General features: G+C 61.0%; 25 protein-coding genes. All 25 read right to left on the bottom strand.

Features of this window, described 5'->3' with window-relative positions; all coding sequences use genetic code 11:
- Window positions 1-3: 3 nt before the first annotated feature.
- The 25 genes from nuoK to ACI3GR_RS03495 all read right to left on the bottom strand — a co-directional run bounded on the left by nuoK (window position 4) and on the right by ACI3GR_RS03495 (window position 19749).
- The gene (nuoK, locus tag ACI3GR_RS03615) at window positions 4-309 is read right to left on the bottom strand and encodes an NADH-quinone oxidoreductase subunit NuoK (protein ID WP_407492668.1); all 306 of its coding nucleotides are present in this window, start codon (window positions 307-309) and stop codon (window positions 4-6) included.
- 82 nt (window positions 310-391) lie between these two features.
- Entirely contained in the window at window positions 392-997 is a 606-nt protein-coding gene (locus ACI3GR_RS03610) for an NADH-quinone oxidoreductase subunit J (protein ID WP_407492667.1), read from the bottom strand.
- A complete protein-coding gene (locus ACI3GR_RS03605) occupies window positions 994-1419 on the bottom strand; it encodes a carboxymuconolactone decarboxylase family protein (RefSeq protein WP_407492665.1) in 426 nt (141 codons plus the stop codon). The genes ACI3GR_RS03610 and ACI3GR_RS03605 overlap by 4 nt, the downstream gene beginning before the upstream one ends.
- Window positions 1419-1631 (bottom strand): DUF4259 domain-containing protein, encoded by a 213-nt coding sequence (locus ACI3GR_RS03600; RefSeq protein ID WP_407492664.1) that lies wholly within the window; start codon window positions 1629-1631, stop codon window positions 1419-1421. The genes ACI3GR_RS03605 and ACI3GR_RS03600 overlap by 1 nt, the downstream gene beginning before the upstream one ends.
- An 11-nt stretch (window positions 1632-1642) precedes the next feature.
- On the bottom strand, window positions 1643-2137 hold the full coding sequence (nuoI, locus tag ACI3GR_RS03595) for an NADH-quinone oxidoreductase subunit NuoI (RefSeq protein ID WP_407492663.1): 495 nt from the start codon (window positions 2135-2137) through the stop codon (window positions 1643-1645).
- 1 nt (window position 2138) lies between these two features.
- A complete protein-coding gene (nuoH, locus tag ACI3GR_RS03590) occupies window positions 2139-3179 on the bottom strand; it encodes an NADH-quinone oxidoreductase subunit NuoH (RefSeq protein ID WP_407492662.1) in 1041 nt (346 codons plus the stop codon).
- A 6-nt stretch (window positions 3180-3185) separates the two neighbouring features.
- Window positions 3186-3581, bottom strand: a complete 396-nt coding sequence (locus ACI3GR_RS03585) for a YNQ4 family lipoprotein (protein ID WP_407493592.1) — start codon at window positions 3579-3581, stop codon at window positions 3186-3188.
- Window positions 3581-5599: an NADH-quinone oxidoreductase subunit NuoG gene (gene nuoG, locus ACI3GR_RS03580; RefSeq protein ID WP_407492661.1), complete on the bottom strand. Its 2019-nt coding sequence runs from the start codon at window positions 5597-5599 to the stop codon at window positions 3581-3583. The genes ACI3GR_RS03585 and nuoG overlap by 1 nt, the downstream gene beginning before the upstream one ends.
- A gap of 102 nt (window positions 5600-5701) precedes the next feature.
- Window positions 5702-6106: a DUF5333 domain-containing protein gene (locus ACI3GR_RS03575; protein WP_407492660.1), complete on the bottom strand. Its 405-nt coding sequence runs from the start codon at window positions 6104-6106 to the stop codon at window positions 5702-5704.
- Between the two features lie 249 nt (window positions 6107-6355).
- Window positions 6356-6709 (bottom strand): hypothetical protein, encoded by a 354-nt coding sequence (locus ACI3GR_RS03570; RefSeq protein ID WP_407492659.1) that lies wholly within the window; start codon window positions 6707-6709, stop codon window positions 6356-6358.
- Window positions 6706-7998, bottom strand: a complete 1293-nt coding sequence (gene nuoF, locus ACI3GR_RS03565; protein ID WP_407492658.1) for an NADH-quinone oxidoreductase subunit NuoF — start codon at window positions 7996-7998, stop codon at window positions 6706-6708. The genes ACI3GR_RS03570 and nuoF overlap by 4 nt, the downstream gene beginning before the upstream one ends.
- A 5-nt stretch (window positions 7999-8003) precedes the next feature.
- Entirely contained in the window at window positions 8004-8231 is a 228-nt protein-coding gene (locus ACI3GR_RS03560; protein ID WP_407492657.1) for a DUF5337 domain-containing protein, read from the bottom strand.
- Window positions 8232-8249: 18 nt separating this feature from the next.
- Complete coding sequence (locus ACI3GR_RS03555) at window positions 8250-9197, bottom strand: helix-hairpin-helix domain-containing protein (RefSeq protein WP_407492656.1); 948 nt, start codon at window positions 9195-9197, stop codon at window positions 8250-8252.
- 16 nt (window positions 9198-9213) lie between these two features.
- Window positions 9214-10548 carry an NADH-quinone oxidoreductase subunit NuoE gene (gene nuoE, locus ACI3GR_RS03550; RefSeq protein WP_407492655.1) on the bottom strand — a complete coding sequence of 445 codons (1335 nt, stop codon included), beginning with the start codon at window positions 10546-10548 and terminating at the stop codon, window positions 9214-9216.
- Window positions 10529-10825: a hypothetical protein gene (locus ACI3GR_RS03545; RefSeq protein WP_407492654.1), complete on the bottom strand. Its 297-nt coding sequence runs from the start codon at window positions 10823-10825 to the stop codon at window positions 10529-10531. Before ACI3GR_RS03545 ends, nuoE begins: the two co-directional genes overlap by 20 nt.
- Complete coding sequence (locus tag ACI3GR_RS03540) at window positions 10822-12042, bottom strand: NADH-quinone oxidoreductase subunit D (protein ID WP_407493591.1); 1221 nt, start codon at window positions 12040-12042, stop codon at window positions 10822-10824. The genes ACI3GR_RS03545 and ACI3GR_RS03540 overlap by 4 nt, the downstream gene beginning before the upstream one ends.
- Window positions 12042-12647 (bottom strand): NADH-quinone oxidoreductase subunit C, encoded by a 606-nt coding sequence (locus tag ACI3GR_RS03535; protein WP_407492653.1) that lies wholly within the window; start codon window positions 12645-12647, stop codon window positions 12042-12044. Before ACI3GR_RS03535 ends, ACI3GR_RS03540 begins: the two co-directional genes overlap by 1 nt.
- Before the next feature lie 12 nt (window positions 12648-12659).
- The gene (locus ACI3GR_RS03530) at window positions 12660-13193 is read right to left on the bottom strand and encodes a NuoB/complex I 20 kDa subunit family protein (protein WP_407492651.1); all 534 of its coding nucleotides are present in this window, start codon (window positions 13191-13193) and stop codon (window positions 12660-12662) included.
- Window positions 13184-13549: an NADH-quinone oxidoreductase subunit A gene (locus ACI3GR_RS03525; RefSeq protein ID WP_407492650.1), complete on the bottom strand. Its 366-nt coding sequence runs from the start codon at window positions 13547-13549 to the stop codon at window positions 13184-13186. Before ACI3GR_RS03525 ends, ACI3GR_RS03530 begins: the two co-directional genes overlap by 10 nt.
- Window positions 13550-13840: 291 nt before the next feature.
- Window positions 13841-14623 carry a crotonase/enoyl-CoA hydratase family protein gene (locus ACI3GR_RS03520; RefSeq protein ID WP_407492649.1) on the bottom strand — a complete coding sequence of 261 codons (783 nt, stop codon included), beginning with the start codon at window positions 14621-14623 and terminating at the stop codon, window positions 13841-13843.
- Between the two features lie 33 nt (window positions 14624-14656).
- A complete protein-coding gene (locus ACI3GR_RS03515) occupies window positions 14657-15517 on the bottom strand; it encodes a hydroxymethylglutaryl-CoA lyase (protein WP_407492648.1) in 861 nt (286 codons plus the stop codon).
- Window positions 15517-16182 carry a glutathione S-transferase family protein gene (locus ACI3GR_RS03510; RefSeq protein ID WP_407492646.1) on the bottom strand — a complete coding sequence of 222 codons (666 nt, stop codon included), beginning with the start codon at window positions 16180-16182 and terminating at the stop codon, window positions 15517-15519. The genes ACI3GR_RS03515 and ACI3GR_RS03510 overlap by 1 nt, the downstream gene beginning before the upstream one ends.
- Window positions 16179-16841, bottom strand: coding sequence for a glutathione S-transferase family protein (locus tag ACI3GR_RS03505; protein WP_407492645.1), 663 nt, complete (start codon window positions 16839-16841; stop codon window positions 16179-16181). The genes ACI3GR_RS03510 and ACI3GR_RS03505 overlap by 4 nt, the downstream gene beginning before the upstream one ends.
- Window positions 16838-18775, bottom strand: coding sequence for an ATP-binding protein (locus tag ACI3GR_RS03500; protein ID WP_407492644.1), 1938 nt, complete (start codon window positions 18773-18775; stop codon window positions 16838-16840). Before ACI3GR_RS03500 ends, ACI3GR_RS03505 begins: the two co-directional genes overlap by 4 nt.
- 11 nt (window positions 18776-18786) lie before the next feature.
- Window positions 18787-19749, bottom strand: coding sequence for an NAD(P)H-dependent flavin oxidoreductase (locus ACI3GR_RS03495; protein ID WP_407492642.1), 963 nt, complete (start codon window positions 19747-19749; stop codon window positions 18787-18789).
- Between the last annotated feature and the right edge of the window lie 14 nt (window positions 19750-19763).

Below are 19763 nucleotides of genomic sequence, written 5' to 3'. Positions count from 1 at the left end.
GGCTCAGCCTTTCATCACGTTGACATCTTCGACCGCGATCGTGCCACGGTTGCGGAAGAAGCAGACAAGGATTGCAAGGCCAATCGCGGCCTCGGCGGCGGCAACCGTCAGGACGAACAGCGTGAAGACCTGACCGGCCAGATCGCCAAGGTACGACGAAAACGCTACGAGGTTGATGTTCACTGCCAGCAACATCAATTCGATGCTCATCAGCAGAATGATCACGTTCTTCCGGTTGAGGAAGAGCCCGAAGATGCCGATGACAAATAGCGCGGCCGCTACTGTCAGGTAATGTTCGATCCCAATCATGTCCCTCGGTCCTTTGTCCAGGTTGCCCGGTCTTTTTTGGCGTCTGTTTGTGACGCCGTTGTTTCGTTTCGCGGTGCGGGCGTTACAGCCCCTGACCCGGCTTCACGTCCTTCAATTCCATAGCCTTGGCCGGATCGCGCCACATCTGTTCCAGCACGTTCTGACGTTTGACGTCATCGCGGTGGCGCAGGGTCAGCACGATGGCCCCGATCATTGCGACCAGCAGGATCAGGCCCGCCAGCTGGAAGATCAGGAAATACTGGTCATAGATGATCAGACCCAGACCGCTGGTGTTCTGGCCCTCCGGCGCGATGGCCAGACGGTTCGCTTCGGCCATGGCCGAGGTTTCCCAAGACCCGTAGGCCAAGCCGAATTGCATCAGCAGGATCACCCCGATCAGCAGCGCCAGCGGCATGTATTTCGCCATTTCGGCCTTGAGTGCGGCAAAGTCCACATCCAGCATCATCACCACGAACAGGAACAGAACCGCGACCGCGCCCACGTAGACGATGATCAGCAGCATCGCGACGAATTCCGCGCCAAGCAGGACGAAAAGCCCGGCGGCAGACAGGAAGGTCATGATCAGCCACAGAACCGAGTGCACCGGGTTTCGGCTGATGACGGTGAACAGCCCGCCGACTAGCGTCGACAGGGCGAACATGTAAAAGGCCAGTGCGGTAACGGTCATTCCGTGTCCTCGTCTTTGTCATTTGCCTCGGCGTGGTCTTTCAGCACATCGTTGGCAATTTCACCCGCGCGGGTCATGGCGGGCAGTCCGGCGAACACCGACATCTGTGCGATGCATTCACCGATTTCCTGTTTCGTCGCGCCCAGTTCCAGCAGATGGCGCACGGTCATACGGATCTGCGGCTCTCCCTGTGCGCCCTGCATGGTCAGCCCAGCCAGCGTCAGGAACAGGCGGGTTTTGGCGTCCAGCCCTTCCTTGTTCACGGCATTCCCGAAAGCCATTTCCATCCACTCTTTGGGCATGGTCGGCCACAGGGCGTCGAACCCCTTGGGCGTGAAAGACTCAAGCGCCGGGTTCATGGCTTTCGCCATGTCCTGCGCCTGTTTCATCATTTGCTCGAACGGGTTTGAGCTGTCAGGCATTATGAAACCCTCCCGGCGCGTTGGGCCAGATCGCCGATGTTGTGGCGATAGGCGGCGCTAAAGTCGTCTTTGGCGCAAAGTTCGGGCGTCATGGGATCGTCGCGCAGGTCAGCCATGGTTTCGAACAGCACGGATGCGCCGCCTTCCTTCAGATCAAGAAGGAAGTCCGCCGCAGCGTCGTTTTCGAAATATCCTGGTCCCCAGGTGCCCAAAGTCGTGGTCCTCAGCGGTAAGGTGCGTCGATTTCTAGGTTGCGGGCGATTTCGGCTTCCCAGCGTTCGCCGTTGGCCAGCAGCTTGTCCTTGTCATAGAACAGCTCTTCCCGGGTTTCGGTCGCGAATTCAAAGTTCGGACCTTCGACGATCGCGTCCACCGGGCAGGCTTCCTGACAGAAACCGCAATAGATGCATTTGGTCATGTCGATGTCGTACCGCGTGGTGCGGCGGCTGCCGTCCTCGCGCGGTTCGGCGTCGATGGTGATGGCCTGCGCGGGGCAGATCGCCTCGCAAAGCTTACAGGCGATGCAACGCTCTTCCCCGTTGGGATAGCGGCGCAGGGCGTGTTCACCGCGGAAACGCGGGGACAGCGGGCCCTTTTCGTGCGGATAGTTCACGGTCGCCTTGGGCTTGAAGAAGTACTTCAGGCCCATTTTGAACCCCTGCCAGACGTCGAACAGCAGGAAGTATTTGGCGGCGCGGGTATAGTCGATCTGAGTCATATCAGCCTCCGATCATCCAGCGGGCATAGGCCCCGCCGAGAAGTTCAAATTTTGCAAGGAACGCCACGATCACAACCCAGACCAGCGACAGCGGCAGGAAGACTTTCCAACCGATGCGCATCAGCTGGTCGTAGCGGTAGCGCGGCACCACGGCTTTGACGAGCGCGAAGACGAAGAAGACCATCAGCATCTTCAAGATCATCCACAGAATGCCATCGGGCAAACCGGGGATCGGCGACAGCCAGCCGCCGAAGAACAGCAGCGACGCCAGCGCGCACATCAGAACGATGGCAAAGTATTCACCGATCATGAACAGCAGGAACGGTGTCGAGGAGTATTCAACCTGATAGCCCGCCACCAGTTCGGATTCCGCTTCGGGAAGGTCGAAGGGCGGACGGTTGGTTTCTGCCAGTGCCGAGATGATGAAGAGGAACAGCATCGGGAAGTGCGGCAGCCAGTACCAAGAGAACAGGCCATACGCCCCATCCTGTGCAGCCACGATATCGCCAAAGTTCATCGACCCGGTCGAGATGATCACACCGATGATGATCAGGCCGATCGACACTTCGTAAGAAATCATCTGCGCGGCCGAGCGGAGCGAGCCAAGGAACGGGTATTTGGAGTTCGATGCCCAGCCGCCCATGATCACGCCGTAGACCTCTAGCGACGAGACGGCGAAGACATAAAGCAGGGCGACGTTGATGTCGGACAGGACCCAGCCATCGTTGAAGGGGATCACGGCCCAAGCGATCAGCGCCAGAACAAAGGACAGCATCGGCGCCAGCAGGAAGACGAACTTGTCAGCGCCTGCAGGGATCACCACTTCTTTGGTGATGTATTTGCCGAAGTCCGCGAAGGATTGCAGCAGACCAAAGACGCCAACGACGTTGGGGCCCTTGCGCAGCTGGACCGCGGCCCAGATTTTACGGTCGGCATAGAGCAGGAACGCCAGCGCGACCAGAAGGGGGACCACCAGCAGCAGAACCTGACCAAGGGTCAGGAGGAGGATGCCGAGAGGGTGAGTGGAAAAGAAATCAGCCATAGGTCCTCACACCGTGGGTATTCCGTTGCTTTTGCAGTTCTCGACGGTCACTTCGGCGTCGATCGTGCGGAGCCCGGCGGGGATCGCCGCCGAGATGGTATAAATCGCATCCGCCTGCCAAGTGCCAGAGACTTCGGCGGTTTTTGTGCGCAAATGTCGGGCAAATCCGAAGCCACGTATCAGCGTATACTGCGCAGCGGCGCATTCTGCGTAATCCGTGACGTCTTGGGCGCTGTTTGCACCGCGCATCTTGACGTGAAACGCCACCAGATCATCGTCCAGCAACCGCGTCTCAACACCTTCATAAACGGCACCCACGGGCGCCGTCGCCGCGCGAGAGACCTGCTCTTGCGCGGTGCAGGCGGCCAGTAGGCCAGCCGCGGTTATGAGGGCGAAGCGGATCACTCGGCCGCGACCGGCGGATTGGCGCGGGCGGCCGCGTTGGACGACAGCTCTGCCATGACCTGCGATGCGCGGGCGATCGGGTTGGACAGGTAGAAGTCCTTGATCGGGTTCACGAAGGTCGCGTCGCCAAGCTTTCCAGCCGACAACGGCGTCCAGTCGTTTTCCGGAACCTCGTCGATCTGTTTCAGATGCGGCACGGCCTCGACCAGCTTGGCGCGCAGTTGTGCCATGCTGTCAAACGGCAGCGCATCACCCAGTTCGGCAGACAGGGCGCGCAGGATGGCCCAGTTCTCCTTGGCCTGACCGGGGGCGAACCCGGCACGCATGGCCAGTTGCGGACGACCTTCGGTGTTCACGAACAAACCGTTTTCTTCGGTGTAGGCCGCGCCTGGCAGGATCACGTCGGCGCGGTGTGCACCGCGGTCCCCGTGCGACCCTTGGTAGATGACGAAAGCCCCATCCGCGATGTCGACCTCGTCCGCACCAAGGTTATAGATCACCTCGGCCCCGTCGATTGCGGCGCTCAGCCCACCTTCGGTGGTGGCGTCGATGTCCATCGCGCCAACGCGGGACGCGGCGGTGTGCAGGATCATCAGCTTGGAATTCGTCTTCTCAACGATGTCCATTGCGGCGGCCAGCACGGCTGCGCCATCCGCTTCGCGCAGGGCACCCTGCCCCACCACGATGACCGATGCCGCGTCTTTGACCGCGCCAAAGTCATGCTTGGTCAGGCCGTCCAGTGCCGCACGATCGGTGCCCATGTGAGCGTATTCATAGGTCAGGTCGGCCGCTTCGCCGATCAGGCCGATATTGGCGCCGTTGATCCATGCTTTACGGATACGCGCGTTCAGCACAGGCGCTTCGATCGCCGGGTTGGTGCCGATCAGTTGAATATATTCTGCGGTATCGAGGTCTTCGATCGTCGCCGTACCGACATAGCCAGACCGGTTGCCTGCAGGCAGTTTCGCGCCATCGGTGCGGCATTCGACATTGCCACCCAGACCTTCGATCATCTGCTTCAGGGCAAAGGCGGCTTCGACGGATACGAGATCACCAACCAAGCCGGCGACCTTCTTGCCCTTCATCGCCGTAGCAACGGCGGACAGAGCTTCTGGCCAGCTTGCGGGGCGCAGTTTGCCGTTCTCACGGATATAGGGCGTGTCCAAACGCTGGCGGCGCAGACCGTCCCAGACGAACCGCGTTTTGTCGGAAATCCATTCCTCGTTCACGCCGTCATGGTTGCGCGGCAGGATACGCATCACTTCGCGACCCTTGGTGTCCACGCGGATGTTAGATCCAAGCGCATCCATCACGTCGATGGTTTCGGTCTTGGTCAGTTCCCACGGGCGGGCGGTGAAAGCATAGGGTTTCGACACCAGCGCACCGACCGGGCACAGGTCGATGATGTTGCCCTGCAGGTTCGAATCCAGCGTCTGGTTCAGATAGCTGGTGATCTCGGCGTCTTCGCCGCGACCCGTCTGGCCCATCTGCATGATGCCCGCGACCTCGGAGGTGAAGCGGACGCAGCGGGTGCAGGAAATGCAGCGCGTCATATGGGTTTCGACCAGCGGGCCCAGATCCAGATCGTCGGACGCACGCTTGGGTTCGCGGTAGCGCGAGAAGTCGACGCCATAGGCCATCGCCTGATCCTGCAGGTCGCATTCGCCACCCTGATCACAGATCGGGCAATCGAGTGGGTGGTTGATCAGCAGGAATTCCATCACGCCTTCGCGGGCCTTTTTGACCATCGGCGAATTGGTTTTCACGACCGGCGGCTGACCTTCCGGCCCCGGGCGCAGATCTTTGACTTGCATCGCGCAGGATGCCGCGGGCTTCGGCGGGCCGCCCACGACCTCGACCAGACACATCCGGCAGTTGCCCGCGATGGACAGACGTTCGTGGTAGCAAAAGCGCGGGACTTCGATCCCGGCCTCTTCGCAGGCCTGAATCAGGGTCATGGCCGGATCGACTTCGACCTCGTGGTCGTCGATGATGATCTTGCGCAGGTCAGACATGGTCTCTCACTTTGCTTGTCTTCGGACCGGTTGCCCGGCCAGTTGCCCCGGCTGTAACGCCGGGGCGGTTGGTGTCAAAGCGACCCTAGGGCCGCGATTTCTTTAGCGCAGGAACGACCCGATCTGGGTGCCCTGAGCCATCTCCATCTGGCCCAGCTTGCACAGGTCGTCGCTGCTGGTTGGATCCAGCCCCTTGTCGCGCATGTAGGCTTCGCCCTTGGCGCGCATCCGGGCCTTTTCCGCATCGCTTTTGCGGTAGGTGTCGATTTCATCGCTGGTGTAGCCCATGGATTTGGCCTTGCTGGCCAGCCCCATCAAAAAGTTCAGGCCCTTCAACGTCCGCGGTTTGATCGACTCGCATTTGTCGCTGATCTCGACCGCCATAGCGACCGAGAACATCTGATTGTCAATTTCTGGCACATCGCGCAACGGCGTCTTGGCCGTCGCGGCCCCTGCCCCGATCCCCAGAAGCAGGGCGGTGGTCAGAACAGTTTTGGTCAGGCGCATATCGGTTCCCCTTTCTTGCAGCCGGGGGCGGCACGATTGGCCACCCCATCTGCTGCGCAGATGGGTGCAGGGGCGTTTGTTATGCAATAACGCGCGCCGTAACCGCTTGATATGCGTTGAAAACCGCTCATTCCGTAGCGGTACCAAAGTCGGACGTCAAACGCATGCCCTGATCCCAGAGGTCGGACCGGGAAAGGACACCTTCGCTGGCGCATTCTGCCGCAAGCTTGGCCAGATGATATCCGGGCTTTACCGCCATCCGTCGCATTCCCCGCTTAGGATCAGGTCGCCGTTGACCAGCGGCAGCGCCGCGGCGTCAACATCAGGAGACACATCCCACGTCAGGTCGGAGTTCCCGTACTGACGGATACAATATTCGTTGGCCTTATGACGGGCAGCTTCGCGCGCGCCATCCAGCGTCTTGCCCGCGTCCCGCACGGTTACGGTGAATGCCTGAGGCATGTCCCGGTCGCGATCCACCTTCACGCGGAAATAGGCCCCGTCAAAGGCGATGCGGTTGCCGAACGCGTTTCCGCCGCGCTTGCCGCAGGCGCCAAGCGCCGTCAGCGCCACAAGCGATATGACCAACGCGCCCCGGATCATTCGGCTGCCACCCGTGCGACGCCGCGCTTGACCTCGATCCGGTCTTCGATCACGTCGCGGAAGTTGCGGATAAGGCCTTGGATCGGCCATGCGGCCGCGTCGCCCAAGGCACAGATCGTGTGGCCTTCGACCTGTTTGGTTACGTCCCAGAGCATGTCGACCTCTTCTACCGAGGCCTCGCCCTTCACCAGACGCTCCATAACGCGCATCATCCAGCCGGTGCCTTCACGGCAGGGCGTGCACTGGCCGCAGCTTTCGTGTTTGTAGAATTTGGCCAGACGCCAGATCGCCTTAATGATGTCGGTCTGCTTGTCCATCACGATGACCGCTGCAGTGCCAAGGCCCGAGCCCAGTTCGCCCCGCAGATAGTCGAAATCCATGATGGCGTCTTTCATCTTCTCGCCACGGACACAGGGAACGGACGACCCGCCGGGGATCACCGCCAGCAGATTGTCCCAGCCGCCGCGGATACCGCCGCAGTGCTTGTCGATCAGCTCTTCGAAGGTGATCGACATCGCCTCTTCGACGACGCAGGGCTGATTGACGTGGCCCGAAACTGCGAACAGTTTGGTGCCTGCGTTGTTTTCGCGACCGAAGCCCGCGAACCATTCAGGACCGCGGCGCAGGATGGTCGGAGCGACAGCGATAGATTCCACGTTGTTCACCGTGGTCGGGCAACCGTAAAGGCCCGCGCCCGCCGGGAACGGCGGCTTCATCCGGGGCATGCCCTTCTTGCCTTCAAGGCTTTCCAGCAATGCCGTTTCTTCGCCGCAGATATAAGCGCCCGCACCGTGGTGCAGGTAAAGGTCGAAATCCCAGCCTGATTTCGCTGCGTTCTTGCCCAGCAGACCGGCGTCATAAGCTTCGTCAATTGCGGCCTGCAGCGCCTCGCGTTCGCGGATGTATTCACCACGGATGTAGATATAGCAGGCGTGTGCGTTCATCGCGAAAGATGCGATCAGGCAACCTTCGATCAGCGTATGCGGATCGTGACGCATGATTTCGCGGTCTTTACAGGTGCCGGGTTCGGATTCGTCCGCGTTCACCACCAGATAGGCCGGGCGACCGTCGGATTCCTTGGGCATAAACGACCACTTCAGACCGGTGGGAAAGCCCGCACCGCCGCGGCCACGCAGACCGGAGGCTTTCATCTGGTCGATGATCCAGTCGCGCCCCTTCTTGATGATCTCGGCGGTGCCGTCCCAATGCCCACGGGCCATCGCGCCTTTCAGCGTGCGGTCATGCATCCCGTAGATATTGGTAAAGATCCGATCTTGATCCTTAAGCATCCGTTTTATCCTTCATCCTTCTGGCTTTGCCGCCAGATACGAAACGTCAAAATCAGTGCAAAGGCGAAGCCCGCCAATGCCAGCAAGTCGAACAGGGCCCGGACGCGTTGCGGCCAATCCCAGTATCCCCCTGCCCATGTCGCGGCCATCCACAACACTGCGGTCAGCACGATAGCCAAGCTAGCAAGCCTGCCCTGTATCGCACGTGCGCTTTGTTTTGGATCGCTGCTCATTCTTCTCTCTGGTCCCGGTTAACCTTTAGCCAATTTCTTGGCGACGGGTTTCCATTCCTTCAGTTCACGTTCGGACGTGCCCTTCATGATCGCTGCCAGATATCTCATTTCGGCCGCCGAAAGCGCGGCGATCTGGTCGAAGTGATAGATACCGTTGGCGTTAAAATCACGTTCGGTCACTGGGCCGACGCCCTTCAGCACCTTGAGGTCGTCGCCCTTGCCATCGCGCGGTGCATCCAGGGTCGCAAGGCTGGCAGGTTTCGACACGCTGCCCTTGTCGGCGGGGGCGGCTGATTTGCTGGCGGCTGTTTTCGACTTGGCCGCAGGCTTCGCCTTGGATTTCGTCGTAGTCGTTTTGGCCGGTTTCTTTGCAGGCTTTGACGCCGCCTTGGCAGCAGGTTTCGCTGCGCTTTCGGCTGCTGCGGTCGCAGTGGCGTCAGACCCAGCGGCAGAGGCATCCGGCGTTTCGGTCTTCTCTGCCTTTGTCGGTGCCGACGCCGATGCTTCGGTCACCTTGGCATTGTCGTCGGACGTATCGGAGGCCGCGTCCGGTGCTGGAGTATCGCTGACAGGCTCGACGAACTTTGACGCGACCGCATCGGTCGTGCCAGCCGCTTCGGTCGTGGCCGACACGTCCGCGGGCTTGTCGACCTGAGCGCCTGCTTCGGCATCTGTGGGCGCCGGGGCCGCAGCAACGTTCTGGCCGCTGGTGGACGTCGGCGTCGGGGCCGCGGTAGGTGCTGCAACGGCATCAGCGGATTGGTCATTCGAACTGGAGGGCACGGCTTTGGCCTCATCCGCGTCGGAACAGGCGAATGTGGTCAGCGCGTAGCCGACGACGCCGCCGACGAGGATCGCGATGATCAACGCCAGCAGGAGGACCATACCGGGGTTCAATAGGACAAATGCCACGATCCCAACGATCGCGCCAATGATCCAGCAAATTGTCTTGCAGCTCAGTCCCATTCCCCAAATCCCCTAGTTAATACACGTCGCCTTTTTTCACCCGTTCAGCAAATTCAGTTGATTCACCCTCGGCCAGAATTTTGGCCTGATCGATCCAGTTATCGCGGCTGGCGCGGCCTTTGAAGCCGGTCAGATTATCGTTGATCCATGCCAGTTCAGCACCGCCCCATTGGGCAATCTGGCCGAAGTGGTAGATGCCAAGCTCGTGACACATCTTTTCCAACGCCGGACCGATGCCCTTGATCAGTTTCAGATCGTCCGCAGCGCCACCGACAGGGCCGGACAGAGCCTGAGGCTTGGTGCCTGCCCCTTCTTCGGCGGTGACACTGGCCGGGCCATCCTGTGCGGCGGCGGCAGCGTCCAGCATTTCGGCCGGGGGTTTTTCGGCATAGGCGACCTTGCCCGGCTTGGCCTTGGGCGCGGGCTTTTCGGCTTTGGCCGTGTCGCCGGATTTCGCCTTGGCGACCGCGTCGGACACCTTCTGGCTGCCGTCCTGCTTGGTCGTGCCATTGGGTTCGGCTTTCGACGGCGGCTTGGCGGCAGAGCCGGCGGGTGCCTGCTGTTCCGTCACACCGGTACCATCGGCTGGCATACCCTTAGCAGGACGGGGATCAGGATTGTTCGCGGGGTTCGCGGTACCGCCCTTGCCCAGCCACGGCGTCAGCAGTGGCACTTCGGTGCCGTCGATGCGTTTGACCGTATCGCCAATCTCGGTCGCCAAAGCAGCCGATGCATTATACTGAGTGCGCCCGCTGTCGTATTCCGTCAGCGACGTCAGACCCTTGAGCGGTTCGGCAGCATAGCGGCCATTCTGAGGACCGGGGACAGGCACATTGCCGTTGCCCAGTTCCGTCAGGATTTCGCGCAGGCGATCCGTGGTCAGGTCTTCGTAATAGTCTTTGCCGATCTGGGCCATGGGCGCGTTTGCGCAGGCGCCGAGGCACTCGACCTCTTCCCAAGAAAACTTGCCGTCCGCCGACACTTCATGCGGCTTTTCCGCGATCATTTCCTTGCAGACGCCGACAAGGTCTTCGGCACCGCAAATCATGCAGGACAGTGTGCCGCAGATCTGGATATGCGCCACCGAGCCGACTGGCTGTAGTTGGAACATGAAATAGAAGGTCGCGACTTCAAGCGCCCGGATGTACGCCATACCCAGCATTTCAGCGATATGTTCAATCGCCGGGCGGGTCAGCCAGCCTTCTTGTTCCTGCGCACGCCACAACAGCGGGATGATCGCCGACGCCTGACGGCCTTCGGGATATTTGGTCATCTGCGCCTCGGCCCATTTCTGGTTCTCGGGCGTGAAGGCAAAGCTTTCGGGTTGCTCTTTATGCAGGCGTCGCAGCATTCGCGCAGGCTCCGGTCGTCAGTTGTACGCTGCCATCTTCAAGTTTGACAGCTTGGTCGTTGGCGATTTTATACGCCGTCATCGAAAGAACCTGTTCGCGGGTCATGCCGGTCTGCAATTCCACAGGCAGGTAGTCCTTGTCGGACCGCAGCACGCAGCCAACGGATGCCACGGCGGCATCATAGGACCCGACCGCATCGGCGGGCACGCCCTGCGGCGGCATGGCACAAGCGGCAACCAGCCCAAGCGCGGGCAGCGAAACTAGGAACTTATTCAACGGTCAATCTCTCCAAACACGATATCCAGCGTCCCGATGATCGCAGCCACGTCGGCCAGCTGGTGGCCTTTCGCGATGTGATCGATGGCAGCCAGATGCGGGAAGCCCGGGGCGCGCAGCTTGGCGCGGTAGGGTTTGTTGGTGCCATCCGACACAAGGTAGACGCCGAATTCGCCCTTTGGCGCTTCGACCGCGGCATAAACTTCACCCGCAGGAACCTTGAAGCCTTCGGTGTACAGCTTGAAGTGGTGGATCAGCGCTTCCATCGAGGTCTTCATCTCACCCCGTTTCGGCGGGGTGATCTTACCACGGGCCAGAATGTCGCCTTGGCCCTCGGGGGCACGTAGCTTTTCGATGGCCTGCAGCACGATCGACGTCGACTGGCGCATTTCCTCGACCCGGCACAGGTAGCGGTCATAGCAATCGCCGTTCTTGCCAACGGGGATTTGGAAATCGAATTCGTCGTAGCATTCGTAGGGCTGCGCGCGGCGCAGGTCCCAAGCAAAGCCCGATCCGCGCACCATCACGCCCGAGAAGGCGTAGTTCTGGATGTCTTCTTCGGTCACGACGCCGATGTTGACGTTCCGCTGTTTGAAGATGCGGTTTTCCGTCAGCAGATTGTTCAGGTCGTCAAGGAAGTCGTAGAACCGGCCGGTCCACTCCTCGATATCGTCCAGAAGCTTCGGCGGCAGGTCTTGGTGCACACCGCCGGGGCGGAAATAGGCCGCGTGCAGGCGCGCGCCACAGGCCCGTTCGTAGAAGATCATCAGCTCTTCCCGATGCTCGAAGCCCCACAGCGGCGGGGTCAGCGCACCGACGTCCATCGCCTGCGTGGTAACGTTCATCAGGTGGTTCAGGATACGGCCGATTTCGGAATAAAGAACGCGGATCAGCGACGCGCGGCGGGGCACTTCGACGCCCGTCAGCTTTTCGATCGCCAGACACCATGCGTGTTCCTGGTTCATCGGCGACACGTAGTCGAGCCGGTCCAGATACGGCAGGTTCTGCAGGTACGTCCGGCTTTCCATCAGCTTTTCGGTGCCACGGTGCAGCAGGCCGACGTGCGGGTCGCAGCGTTCCACGATCTCGCCGTCAAGCTCCAGCACCAGACGCAGCACGCCGTGGGCTGCAGGGTGCTGCGGTCCGAAGTTGATGTTGAAGTTGCGGATCTTCTGTTCGCCCGTCTGGGCGTCGCCGAATTGGTTGGAGCCGTCCATCATTTCTGGGCCTCCTTCTCATCCCCGGGCAGCACGTATTTCGCACCTTCCCAAGGGGACATGAAATCGAACTGACGGTATTCCTGCACCAGTTTGACAGGTTCATAGACCACGCGCTTGGCCGCTTCGTCGTAACGAACCTCTGTATAGCCGGTGGTCGGGAAATCCTTGCGCAGCGGATAGCCGCGGAACCCGTAGTCCGTCAGCAGGCGGCGCATGTCGGGGTGACCCGAGAAGATGATGCCGAACATGTCGAACACTTCCCGTTCGAACCAATTGGCCGAAGGGTGCGTTTCGGTGATCGAGGGCACCATTTCGTCTTCGCGGACCGACAGGCGCAGGCGAATGCGCTGGTTCTGGTACATCGACAGGAAGTGATAGACGACGTCGAACCGTTTCGCGCGTTCCGGGTGGTCCACGGCGGTGATGTCAATCAGGGTCGAGAACCGGCAGGTCGTATCGGAGCGCATGAAATCCACCAGACCCGCGATATTGGCCGGGGCCACATCCACTGTCAGTTCGTCCAGCGCAATAGACCAGCTCAACACGCAGTCGGGCCGTTTCAGTTCGATGTAGTTGCCAAGTTCCTTCAAGGCTTCGGTCATCTGTTCCCTGCCTTAACGAGTGATCGTGCCGGTACGGCGGATTTTGCGGGCCAGCTGCATGATACCATACAGCAGCGCCTCTGCGGTCGGAGGGCAGCCGGGGACGTAGATGTCCACCGGAACGATCCGGTCACAGCCGCGTACGACGGAATAGCTGTAGTGATAATAGCCACCACCGTTCGCGCAGGATCCCATCGAGATCACGTAACGCGGTTCGGGCATCTGGTCGTAGACCTTGCGCAGCGCCGGGGCCATCTTGTTGGTCAGCGTGCCAGCAACGATCATCACGTCCGACTGACGCGGGGAGGCGCGGGGCGCGATGCCAAAACGTTCGGCGTCGTAGCGCGGCATGGAGGTGTGCATCATCTCAACCGCGCAGCAGGCCAGACCGAAGGTCATCCAGTGCAGCGACCCGGTGCGGGCCCAGTTGATCAGGTCCTCGGTCGAGGTCAGCAGGAAACCTTTGTCCTGCAGTTCCCGGTTCAGGGCCTGCGTGGCGTATTCCTTATCGGCGCCAGCGTCGTTGACTGCGGTGCTTACTGCCATTCCAGTGCCCCCTTCTTCCATTCATAGGCGAAGCCAATCGTCAGCACGCCCAGGAAGACCATCATCGACCAGAACCCGGCCATCGAGATGTCTTTGAACGCCACCGCCCATGGGAAGAGCATTGCGATTTCCAGATCGAAGATGATGAAGAGGATCGACACCAGATAGAACCGGACATCGAATTTCATCCTTGCATCATCGAAAGCATTGAACCCGCATTCATATGCAGAGACCTTTTCAGGGTCAGGGTTGCGCACCGCGATGATGATGGCCGCGATGATGAAAACAAGGCCCAATCCGATTGCGACAACTAGGAAAACGATAATGGGAAGGTATTCCCGAAGCATCTCTTCCACGTGGATGGCTCCTTTCCTGTGGCCAGGACAGTTGATAGGCAAATGTCCGCGCTTAAGGCGGTTTACTCCCGACCTATTGCAGGGTCAACCAAACCCGGCCATATTCTGTTTTGCGAATACTTCTCTTGCTGCACTGCGCACATATAGGGCGAAGAACCTGTTTCCAAACAGTTAAACTTCGCCCCGGCACACACTAGAATTAGGGCGTTTCCCGTTGGTCGACAGGCCATGGCGTCGAGAATTTGATCGCGAATTGACGCACCCCGACGGATATGGGCCGCTGCCCTCGGTTTAGCTTTGCCAAGACGGTTTGGATTTGTCGAAAAACGCGCCAATTCCTTCGCGCGCCTCGGGGCCTTCCCAGCAGGCGACCAATTCGCCGATTGAATGGCGGATAATGTCTTCGGTGATCGGCGGTCCAAGGTGGCGCAGCAAGGCCTTGGCGCGGGCCACGGCGGCAGGCGCGGTCTGCAGGTAGGGCACAACTTCGGCCTCGACCGCGTCGTCCAAATCTTCGGCGACTACGGCGCGGGACAGAAGCCCCAGTTCGACCGCCTCGGGTCCCTTGAAGGGACGGCCGGACATAAAGACCCGGCGGGCGTTTGCCTCTCCCATCCGGGCGGCGACATAGGGGCCGATCGTGGCCGGGATCAGGCCAAGTTTGGTTTCCGTCAGCGCCATGGTCACCGCTTCCGCGCCAATCGCGACGTCACAGACCGAGGCCATTCCAACACCGCCCCCGAAAGCGTTTCCGTGGATACGTCCGATCACCGGTTTGGGCATCAGGTTGATCGCCTGCAGCATGTAGGCCAGCGCGCCTGCTTCTTTCGCGCGGGTTTTTGGCGTGGCGTCGAACTGATCGCGCATCCAGCCAAGATCGCCGCCCGCGCAGAAAGTCTTGCCCTTGGCCGCAAGGATCACCACACGGACGCTGTCATCCTTGCCGATGCGGTCGGCGGCTTCATGGACCTCGCGGATCATCTGGGCCGATAGGGCATTATGCTTGTCGGCACGGTCCAGCCACAGGGTGGCCACGCCGCGATCGTCGGTGGTGATGGATACGGTGTCGGCCATGGTTACTTCCTTTTCGTCCGTTCAGGCGGGGTTTCACCCCACCATGTCGCCGCGCATCTGGCGCGCCATGTCTGCCGCGCGCACCAAGACATCGCGATTCAGTCCGGTGTCATAGCCCAGCTTGGTCACACGATCATGCACCGCCTCGGTCGCGACATTGCCTGCCGCGCCCGGCGCGTAGGGACATCCCCCAAGACCGCCCACAGCCGCATCGAAGACCCGCAAACCGCGTTCCAACGACACTTCGATATTATCAAGCGCCCGCCCACTGGTGTCGTGGTAATGTCCGGCAAGGCGCGAGGCCGGCAATTCCTCCAGCACGGCGTCCAACATGGTTGCGATGCTTTCCGGCGTCCCCTGCCCGATCGTGTCGCCAAGGCTGATTTCATAGCACCCCATGTCGCGCAGCGCGGCGGCCACGCGGGCCACGGCCCCGGGTGGTGTCGCGCCATCATAAGGGCAGTCAGTCACGCAAGAGATATAGCCGCGCACAGGCAGGCCTTCTTGCATCGCGGCCTGCGCAACGGGGGCGAAGCGTTCCAGACTTTCGGCGATCGAGGCGTTGATGTTGGCCTTGGAAAACCCTTCAGAGGCCGAGCCGAAAATCGCGACCTCGTCGGCGCCTGCCGCAACCGCGTCTTCGAACCCACGCATGTTGGGTGTCAGGGCGGCATAGCGGACGCCCTTGGCGCGGGTGATCCCCGCCAGCACCTGCGCCGATCCCGCCATCTGCGGCACCCACTTGGGCGACACGAAGGACGCGCATTCGATCCGACGAAACCCGGCAGATGAAAGTACGTCGACCAGAGCGATCTTGTCCGCGACGGGAATATCCCGCTTTTCGTTCTGCAATCCGTCGCGGGGGCCGACCTCGAATATCTCGACGTAAGACATCAAACCTCCCACGCAGGGTAGAAATCCTGCGTATAGATGCCAGAGCCGTCATCGGGCAAAGACGCCTGAAACGCCGGGCGTTCGCACAGCCGTTCGTACCATTTTGCAGTTTCGGGAAAATCGTCGAGCTTGGCGAAGAACTGGCCCAGATAAACCGCCTGCCCCACCGCGATATCGGCGGCCGAAAAGCCCGACGTCAGCAGGTAATCGCGATTTTCCACCGGGGTCGACAGGCGCCCTTCGATGGCGGCATAGCATTTCTTCAGCCGCGCGGCCTCTAGCTTCATCACGATGGGGGACCGCATGGCATCGTCATAGATCGCCACGTGCTGTTGCGTCAGCGCAGCGCAGTGCTGGCTGATGGTTTCGGCAAAATGCAGCCAAACCAGCCAGTCCGGTCGGTCCAGATCCCCCGCCAGACGCCCCAGTCCGCGTTCGGGGAAGCGTTCGCAAAGGATTTCCATGATCGCACCGGATTCGAAATAGGTCTCTCCATCCATTTCGATCGCGGGCACGCGCCCGGCAGGTGACCGGGACAGATGTTCCGGCGAGCGGAGGGATTTATCGAACAGATGCCGGACAAGCGTGAATTCGACGCCGATTTCATTCAGCAGCCAAAGCACGCGCATCGACCGGGTCTGGGGGCAGTGATGAAGTGTGATCAAGCCTCGACCTCGTAGAACTCTTTGCCGGGGAAATTACGCTCGCCGTCCAGCTCGCAGGCTAATTTATGCGCAGGGCGTTCGGCCATACGGGCATTGTAGGCTTGGATATGCGGGAAGTTTTCCAAGCGGACGTATCGACCTGCGGCCGTCAGCGTGAAACCAAGCATCGTATCTGCGGCGGAAAACCCGCTGGCCAAGATATGGTCGTTCTTTGACAGCGCTTCTTCGATCGGGGCCAGTGTGGCCGCCAGACGACGCGCTTCGATCTTAACCACGGTGTCAGAGCGGTCTTCGGGATTGCGCAAAAAGATCCACTGAAGGTTCAGCCCTGCGATCAGATGGCCGATGGTTTCGGCGTAGTGCATCATTTCCAGAAACGGGATGCGTTCGGGATCACCCGGCATCCGCCCCAGACCATGTTCTGGCCGCGTTTCGCACAGATATTCTGTGATCGCGCCGCTTTCGTAGATGACCGTGCCGTCGATTTCCAAGGCCGGAATGCGGCCCGCGGGGGATTTTGCCAAGAATTCCGGGCTGCGCATGGACCCGTCCTGAATACGCCATTCCACGATTTCGGGGGTGATCCCCATTTCCTGCAACAGCCATAGCACGCGGAAAGACCGCGCGCCTGGCACATGGTGTAGGATCGGTTGTGTCATTCTTCGTCCTCTAGCCGGATCAGCGGGGCACCCGCCTCAACCTGGCTACCATCGGATACAAGAACCTCGGCCACAACCCCGTCGCGGGGGGCCGTCAGGGCGTGTTCCATTTTCATGGCTTCCAGAACGGCCAGCCGGGTGCCTGCGGTCACCTCCTGCCCGACCTCGGCCAGCATCGATTTCACCAGACCGGGCATCGGCGCTTCGATCAGGTTGCCGCCTGCCCCGGCCTGCGCCGCGCGGTCCAGTGGGTCGACATGCGTGAAGCTTTGACCATAGCCCGAGAAAACGGTGATCTTCGCCCCATCGACGTGATGCGCCGGGGCCCGCGTTCCGTTCAGCACCCACTGAGTCGTATATTTTGCGGTGACTTCCTGCCCCTCTGGCATCGCGATGGTCAGATGGTCGCCCGCATGGGATGTCACGATTATCTCCTGCGGCTCATCCCCCTGCATCAGCATGACACGCCGGGTCATATCGCCCCACAGCCGGAAGCCGATCAGGTCTTCGGGGGGCTGGTCCAACCCCAAAGCAATCATCGCTGCCCAAGCGATGTTTTCGGCCGTGGTGTCCGGCGCCTTTGAAAGCGCGTCGATGTCCCGACCGATCAACCCGGTATCGACATCGCCCGCGACAAAACCATCATGCGCCGCCAGAGCGCCCAAGAAAGCAAGGTTGGTCACCGTTCCGGCCACCTGTGTCGCCCCCAACGCCTGTGACAGACGTTTCAGCGCAATGTCACGGGTTGCGCCATGGGTGATGACCTTTGCGATCATCGGATCGTAATGGGGGCTGATCACGTCGCCCGACCGCACGCCGGTATCGGCGCGGGCATCGTCCGGAAAGCTAAGATGCGCCAGACGCCCCGTCGCGGGCAGAAAGCCTGCGGGAACATCTTCGGCGTAAAGCCGGGCTTCGAACGCATGGCCGGTGATGGTCAGCTGATCCTGCGACCGGGGCAGTGGTTCGCCGCTGGCCACCCGCAACTGCCATTCCACCAGATCGACACCAGTGATCGCCTCTGTCACGGGGTGTTCGACCTGCAGGCGTGTGTTCATTTCCATGAACCAAAAGCCATCGGGGCGCAGACCGTTGCTGCCATCCACGATGAATTCGATCGTGCCCGCGCCCTTGTACTGAATCGCCTCTGCCGCGCGGACCGCTGCCTGACCCATCGCGTCGCGCATCTTTTCGGTCATGCCGGGGGCCGGGGCTTCCTCGATCACCTTCTGATGGCGACGTTGCAGCGAACAATCCCGTTCGAACAGATGGACAGCCTTGGCGCCATCGCCAAAGACCTGAACTTCGATGTGGCGGGGCTTTTCGATGAATTTTTCGACCAGCACATCGGGGTTGCCGAAAGCTGTCTTCGCCTCGCTCCGGGCGCTTGCCAGCGCGTCGGCAAAATCACCAGCGGCCTCGACCAGCCGCATCCCCTTGCCACCGCCGCCCGCCACGGCCTTGATCAACACCGGATAGCCAATGTCATCCGCCGCCTTCGACAGAGTCGCGTCATCCTGATCCGCCCCATGATAGCCCGGCACCACCGGAACGCCTGCCTTTTCCATCAGGGCCTTGGCCGCGTCCTTCAGCCCCATCGCGCGAATTGCCTTGGCAGAGGGGCCGATGAAGGTCAGCCCAGCCGCTTCGACGGCCTCGACGAAATCTGGGTTTTCCGACAGAAAGCCATAGCCCGGATGGATCGCCTGCGCGCCCGTGTCCTGCGCTGCCGCGATGATCGCATCGCCCCGCAGATAACTGTCGGCCGGAGCCGGGCCGCCGATGTGTACGGCCTCATCCGCCATGGCGACGTGGCGCGCAGCGGCATCGGCGTCGGAATAGACAGCGACGGTTTTCACACCCATCGCGCGCGCGGTATCGATCACGCGACAGGCAATTTCACCACGGTTGGCTATCAGAATTTTATCAAACATCTCATCCTCCCTCAGCGGCGCCAGGCGCCAGCCAGCAAGGCCTCGGCCTCGGTTGCGATCCGGGTAACGACGTCCCCGGCTTTCGGCATGTCATGGATCAGGCCGATCGCCTCTCCGACGATCGGCGGGGCAAGGTCTGCGTCCCCCGCTTGAAAAGCCTTTGCATAGGCTGCGGGGAGTTCGTCTTGCTGGCGCAGCCCCTCGGGATCGCCTTCCCACGTATCGGTAAAGGCGTTGCGGGCCGTGCGAATGGTAAAGGGCGCGGGCCAGTCCAAGCGCCGGGCGATATCAGGCAAAGACGATCGGATCGTCTGATCCCCATTAGCCGCGATACCGGCCTGTCGCATCGGAACCGGAGCAAGGCATTCCTGCGTCGCCCAGAACCGCGTCCCGATCAGAACCCCGTCCGCCCCCAGCATCAGCGACGCCGCAAGGCCCCGACCATCCGCGATCCCGCCAGCCGCCAACAATAGAACATTCGGCGCATGACGGGTCAGATGGTCCGCCGCCTCGGCCACGAAATTCAGCGTGCCGCGCGTCGCGCCATGCCCGCCTGCCTCTCCGCCTTGGGCGACGACGGCCTTGGCCCCCGCTTCGATGGCCTGATCCAGATGTTCAATCGTCTGGACCTGACAGATCAGCGGCACAGCTGCATCGGCGATCTGATCGCCGAAGGGGCGCGGATCCCCGAAAGACAGGAACAAGACGGCGGGATCATGGGCCAGAACCGCATCCAGCAGATGCGGCTGTTGGGCCAGTTTCCACGTAATAAAACCACAGCCCACGCGCGCGTTGCCGGCGTCACGGAACGCCGTCTCCAACCACTCCGCATCGCCGTATCCGCCGCCGATCAACCCCAGCCCACCGGCGCCCGATACGGCCGCGGCCAAAGCGCCGCCAGACGCCAAGGCCATTGGCGCCGACACGATCGGATGTTCCAGCCCGAAGGCGCGGGTCAAACGTGTTTCGATCATGCGCGCCCCTCCAT

Origin of the sequence: Pseudooceanicola aestuariicola (assembly GCF_045763785.1) — a bacterium.
Taxonomy (GTDB): domain Bacteria; phylum Pseudomonadota; class Alphaproteobacteria; order Rhodobacterales; family Rhodobacteraceae; genus Pseudooceanicola.
This window is presented reverse-complemented; position numbering and strand designations above follow the sequence as displayed.

What these genes read in the sequence shown, in the direction of transcription:
- nuoK (WP_407492668.1), bottom strand. Translation starts at nt 309, where the DNA reads ATGATTGGGATCGAACATTACCTGACAGTAGCGGCCGCGCTATTTGTC.
- ACI3GR_RS03610 (WP_407492667.1), bottom strand. Translation starts at nt 997, where the DNA reads ATGACCGTTACCGCACTGGCCTTTTACATGTTCGCCCTGTCGACGCTA.
- ACI3GR_RS03605 (WP_407492665.1), bottom strand. Translation starts at nt 1,419, where the DNA reads ATGCCTGACAGCTCAAACCCGTTCGAGCAAATGATGAAACAGGCGCAG.
- nuoI (WP_407492663.1), bottom strand. Translation starts at nt 2,137, where the DNA reads ATGACTCAGATCGACTATACCCGCGCCGCCAAATACTTCCTGCTGTTC.
- nuoH (WP_407492662.1), bottom strand. Translation starts at nt 3,179, where the DNA reads ATGGCTGATTTCTTTTCCACTCACCCTCTCGGCATCCTCCTCCTGACC.
- nuoG (WP_407492661.1), bottom strand. Translation starts at nt 5,599, where the DNA reads ATGTCTGACCTGCGCAAGATCATCATCGACGACCACGAGGTCGAAGTC.
- ACI3GR_RS03575 (WP_407492660.1), bottom strand. Translation starts at nt 6,106, where the DNA reads ATGCGCCTGACCAAAACTGTTCTGACCACCGCCCTGCTTCTGGGGATC.
- ACI3GR_RS03570 (WP_407492659.1), bottom strand. Translation starts at nt 6,709, where the DNA reads ATGATCCGGGGCGCGTTGGTCATATCGCTTGTGGCGCTGACGGCGCTT.
- nuoF (WP_407492658.1), bottom strand. Translation starts at nt 7,998, where the DNA reads ATGCTTAAGGATCAAGATCGGATCTTTACCAATATCTACGGGATGCAT.
- ACI3GR_RS03560 (WP_407492657.1), bottom strand. Translation starts at nt 8,231, where the DNA reads ATGAGCAGCGATCCAAAACAAAGCGCACGTGCGATACAGGGCAGGCTT.
- ACI3GR_RS03555 (WP_407492656.1), bottom strand. Translation starts at nt 9,197, where the DNA reads ATGGGACTGAGCTGCAAGACAATTTGCTGGATCATTGGCGCGATCGTT.
- nuoE (WP_407492655.1), bottom strand. Translation starts at nt 10,548, where the DNA reads ATGCTGCGACGCCTGCATAAAGAGCAACCCGAAAGCTTTGCCTTCACG.
- ACI3GR_RS03540 (WP_407493591.1), bottom strand. Translation starts at nt 12,042, where the DNA reads ATGGACGGCTCCAACCAATTCGGCGACGCCCAGACGGGCGAACAGAAG.
- ACI3GR_RS03535 (WP_407492653.1), bottom strand. Translation starts at nt 12,647, where the DNA reads ATGACCGAAGCCTTGAAGGAACTTGGCAACTACATCGAACTGAAACGG.
- ACI3GR_RS03530 (WP_407492651.1), bottom strand. Translation starts at nt 13,193, where the DNA reads ATGGCAGTAAGCACCGCAGTCAACGACGCTGGCGCCGATAAGGAATAC.
- ACI3GR_RS03520 (WP_407492649.1), bottom strand. Translation starts at nt 14,623, where the DNA reads ATGGCCGACACCGTATCCATCACCACCGACGATCGCGGCGTGGCCACC.
- ACI3GR_RS03515 (WP_407492648.1), bottom strand. Translation starts at nt 15,517, where the DNA reads ATGTCTTACGTCGAGATATTCGAGGTCGGCCCCCGCGACGGATTGCAG.
- ACI3GR_RS03505 (WP_407492645.1), bottom strand. Translation starts at nt 16,841, where the DNA reads ATGACACAACCGATCCTACACCATGTGCCAGGCGCGCGGTCTTTCCGC.
- ACI3GR_RS03500 (WP_407492644.1), bottom strand. Translation starts at nt 18,775, where the DNA reads ATGTTTGATAAAATTCTGATAGCCAACCGTGGTGAAATTGCCTGTCGC.
- ACI3GR_RS03495 (WP_407492642.1), bottom strand. Translation starts at nt 19,749, where the DNA reads ATGATCGAAACACGTTTGACCCGCGCCTTCGGGCTGGAACATCCGATC.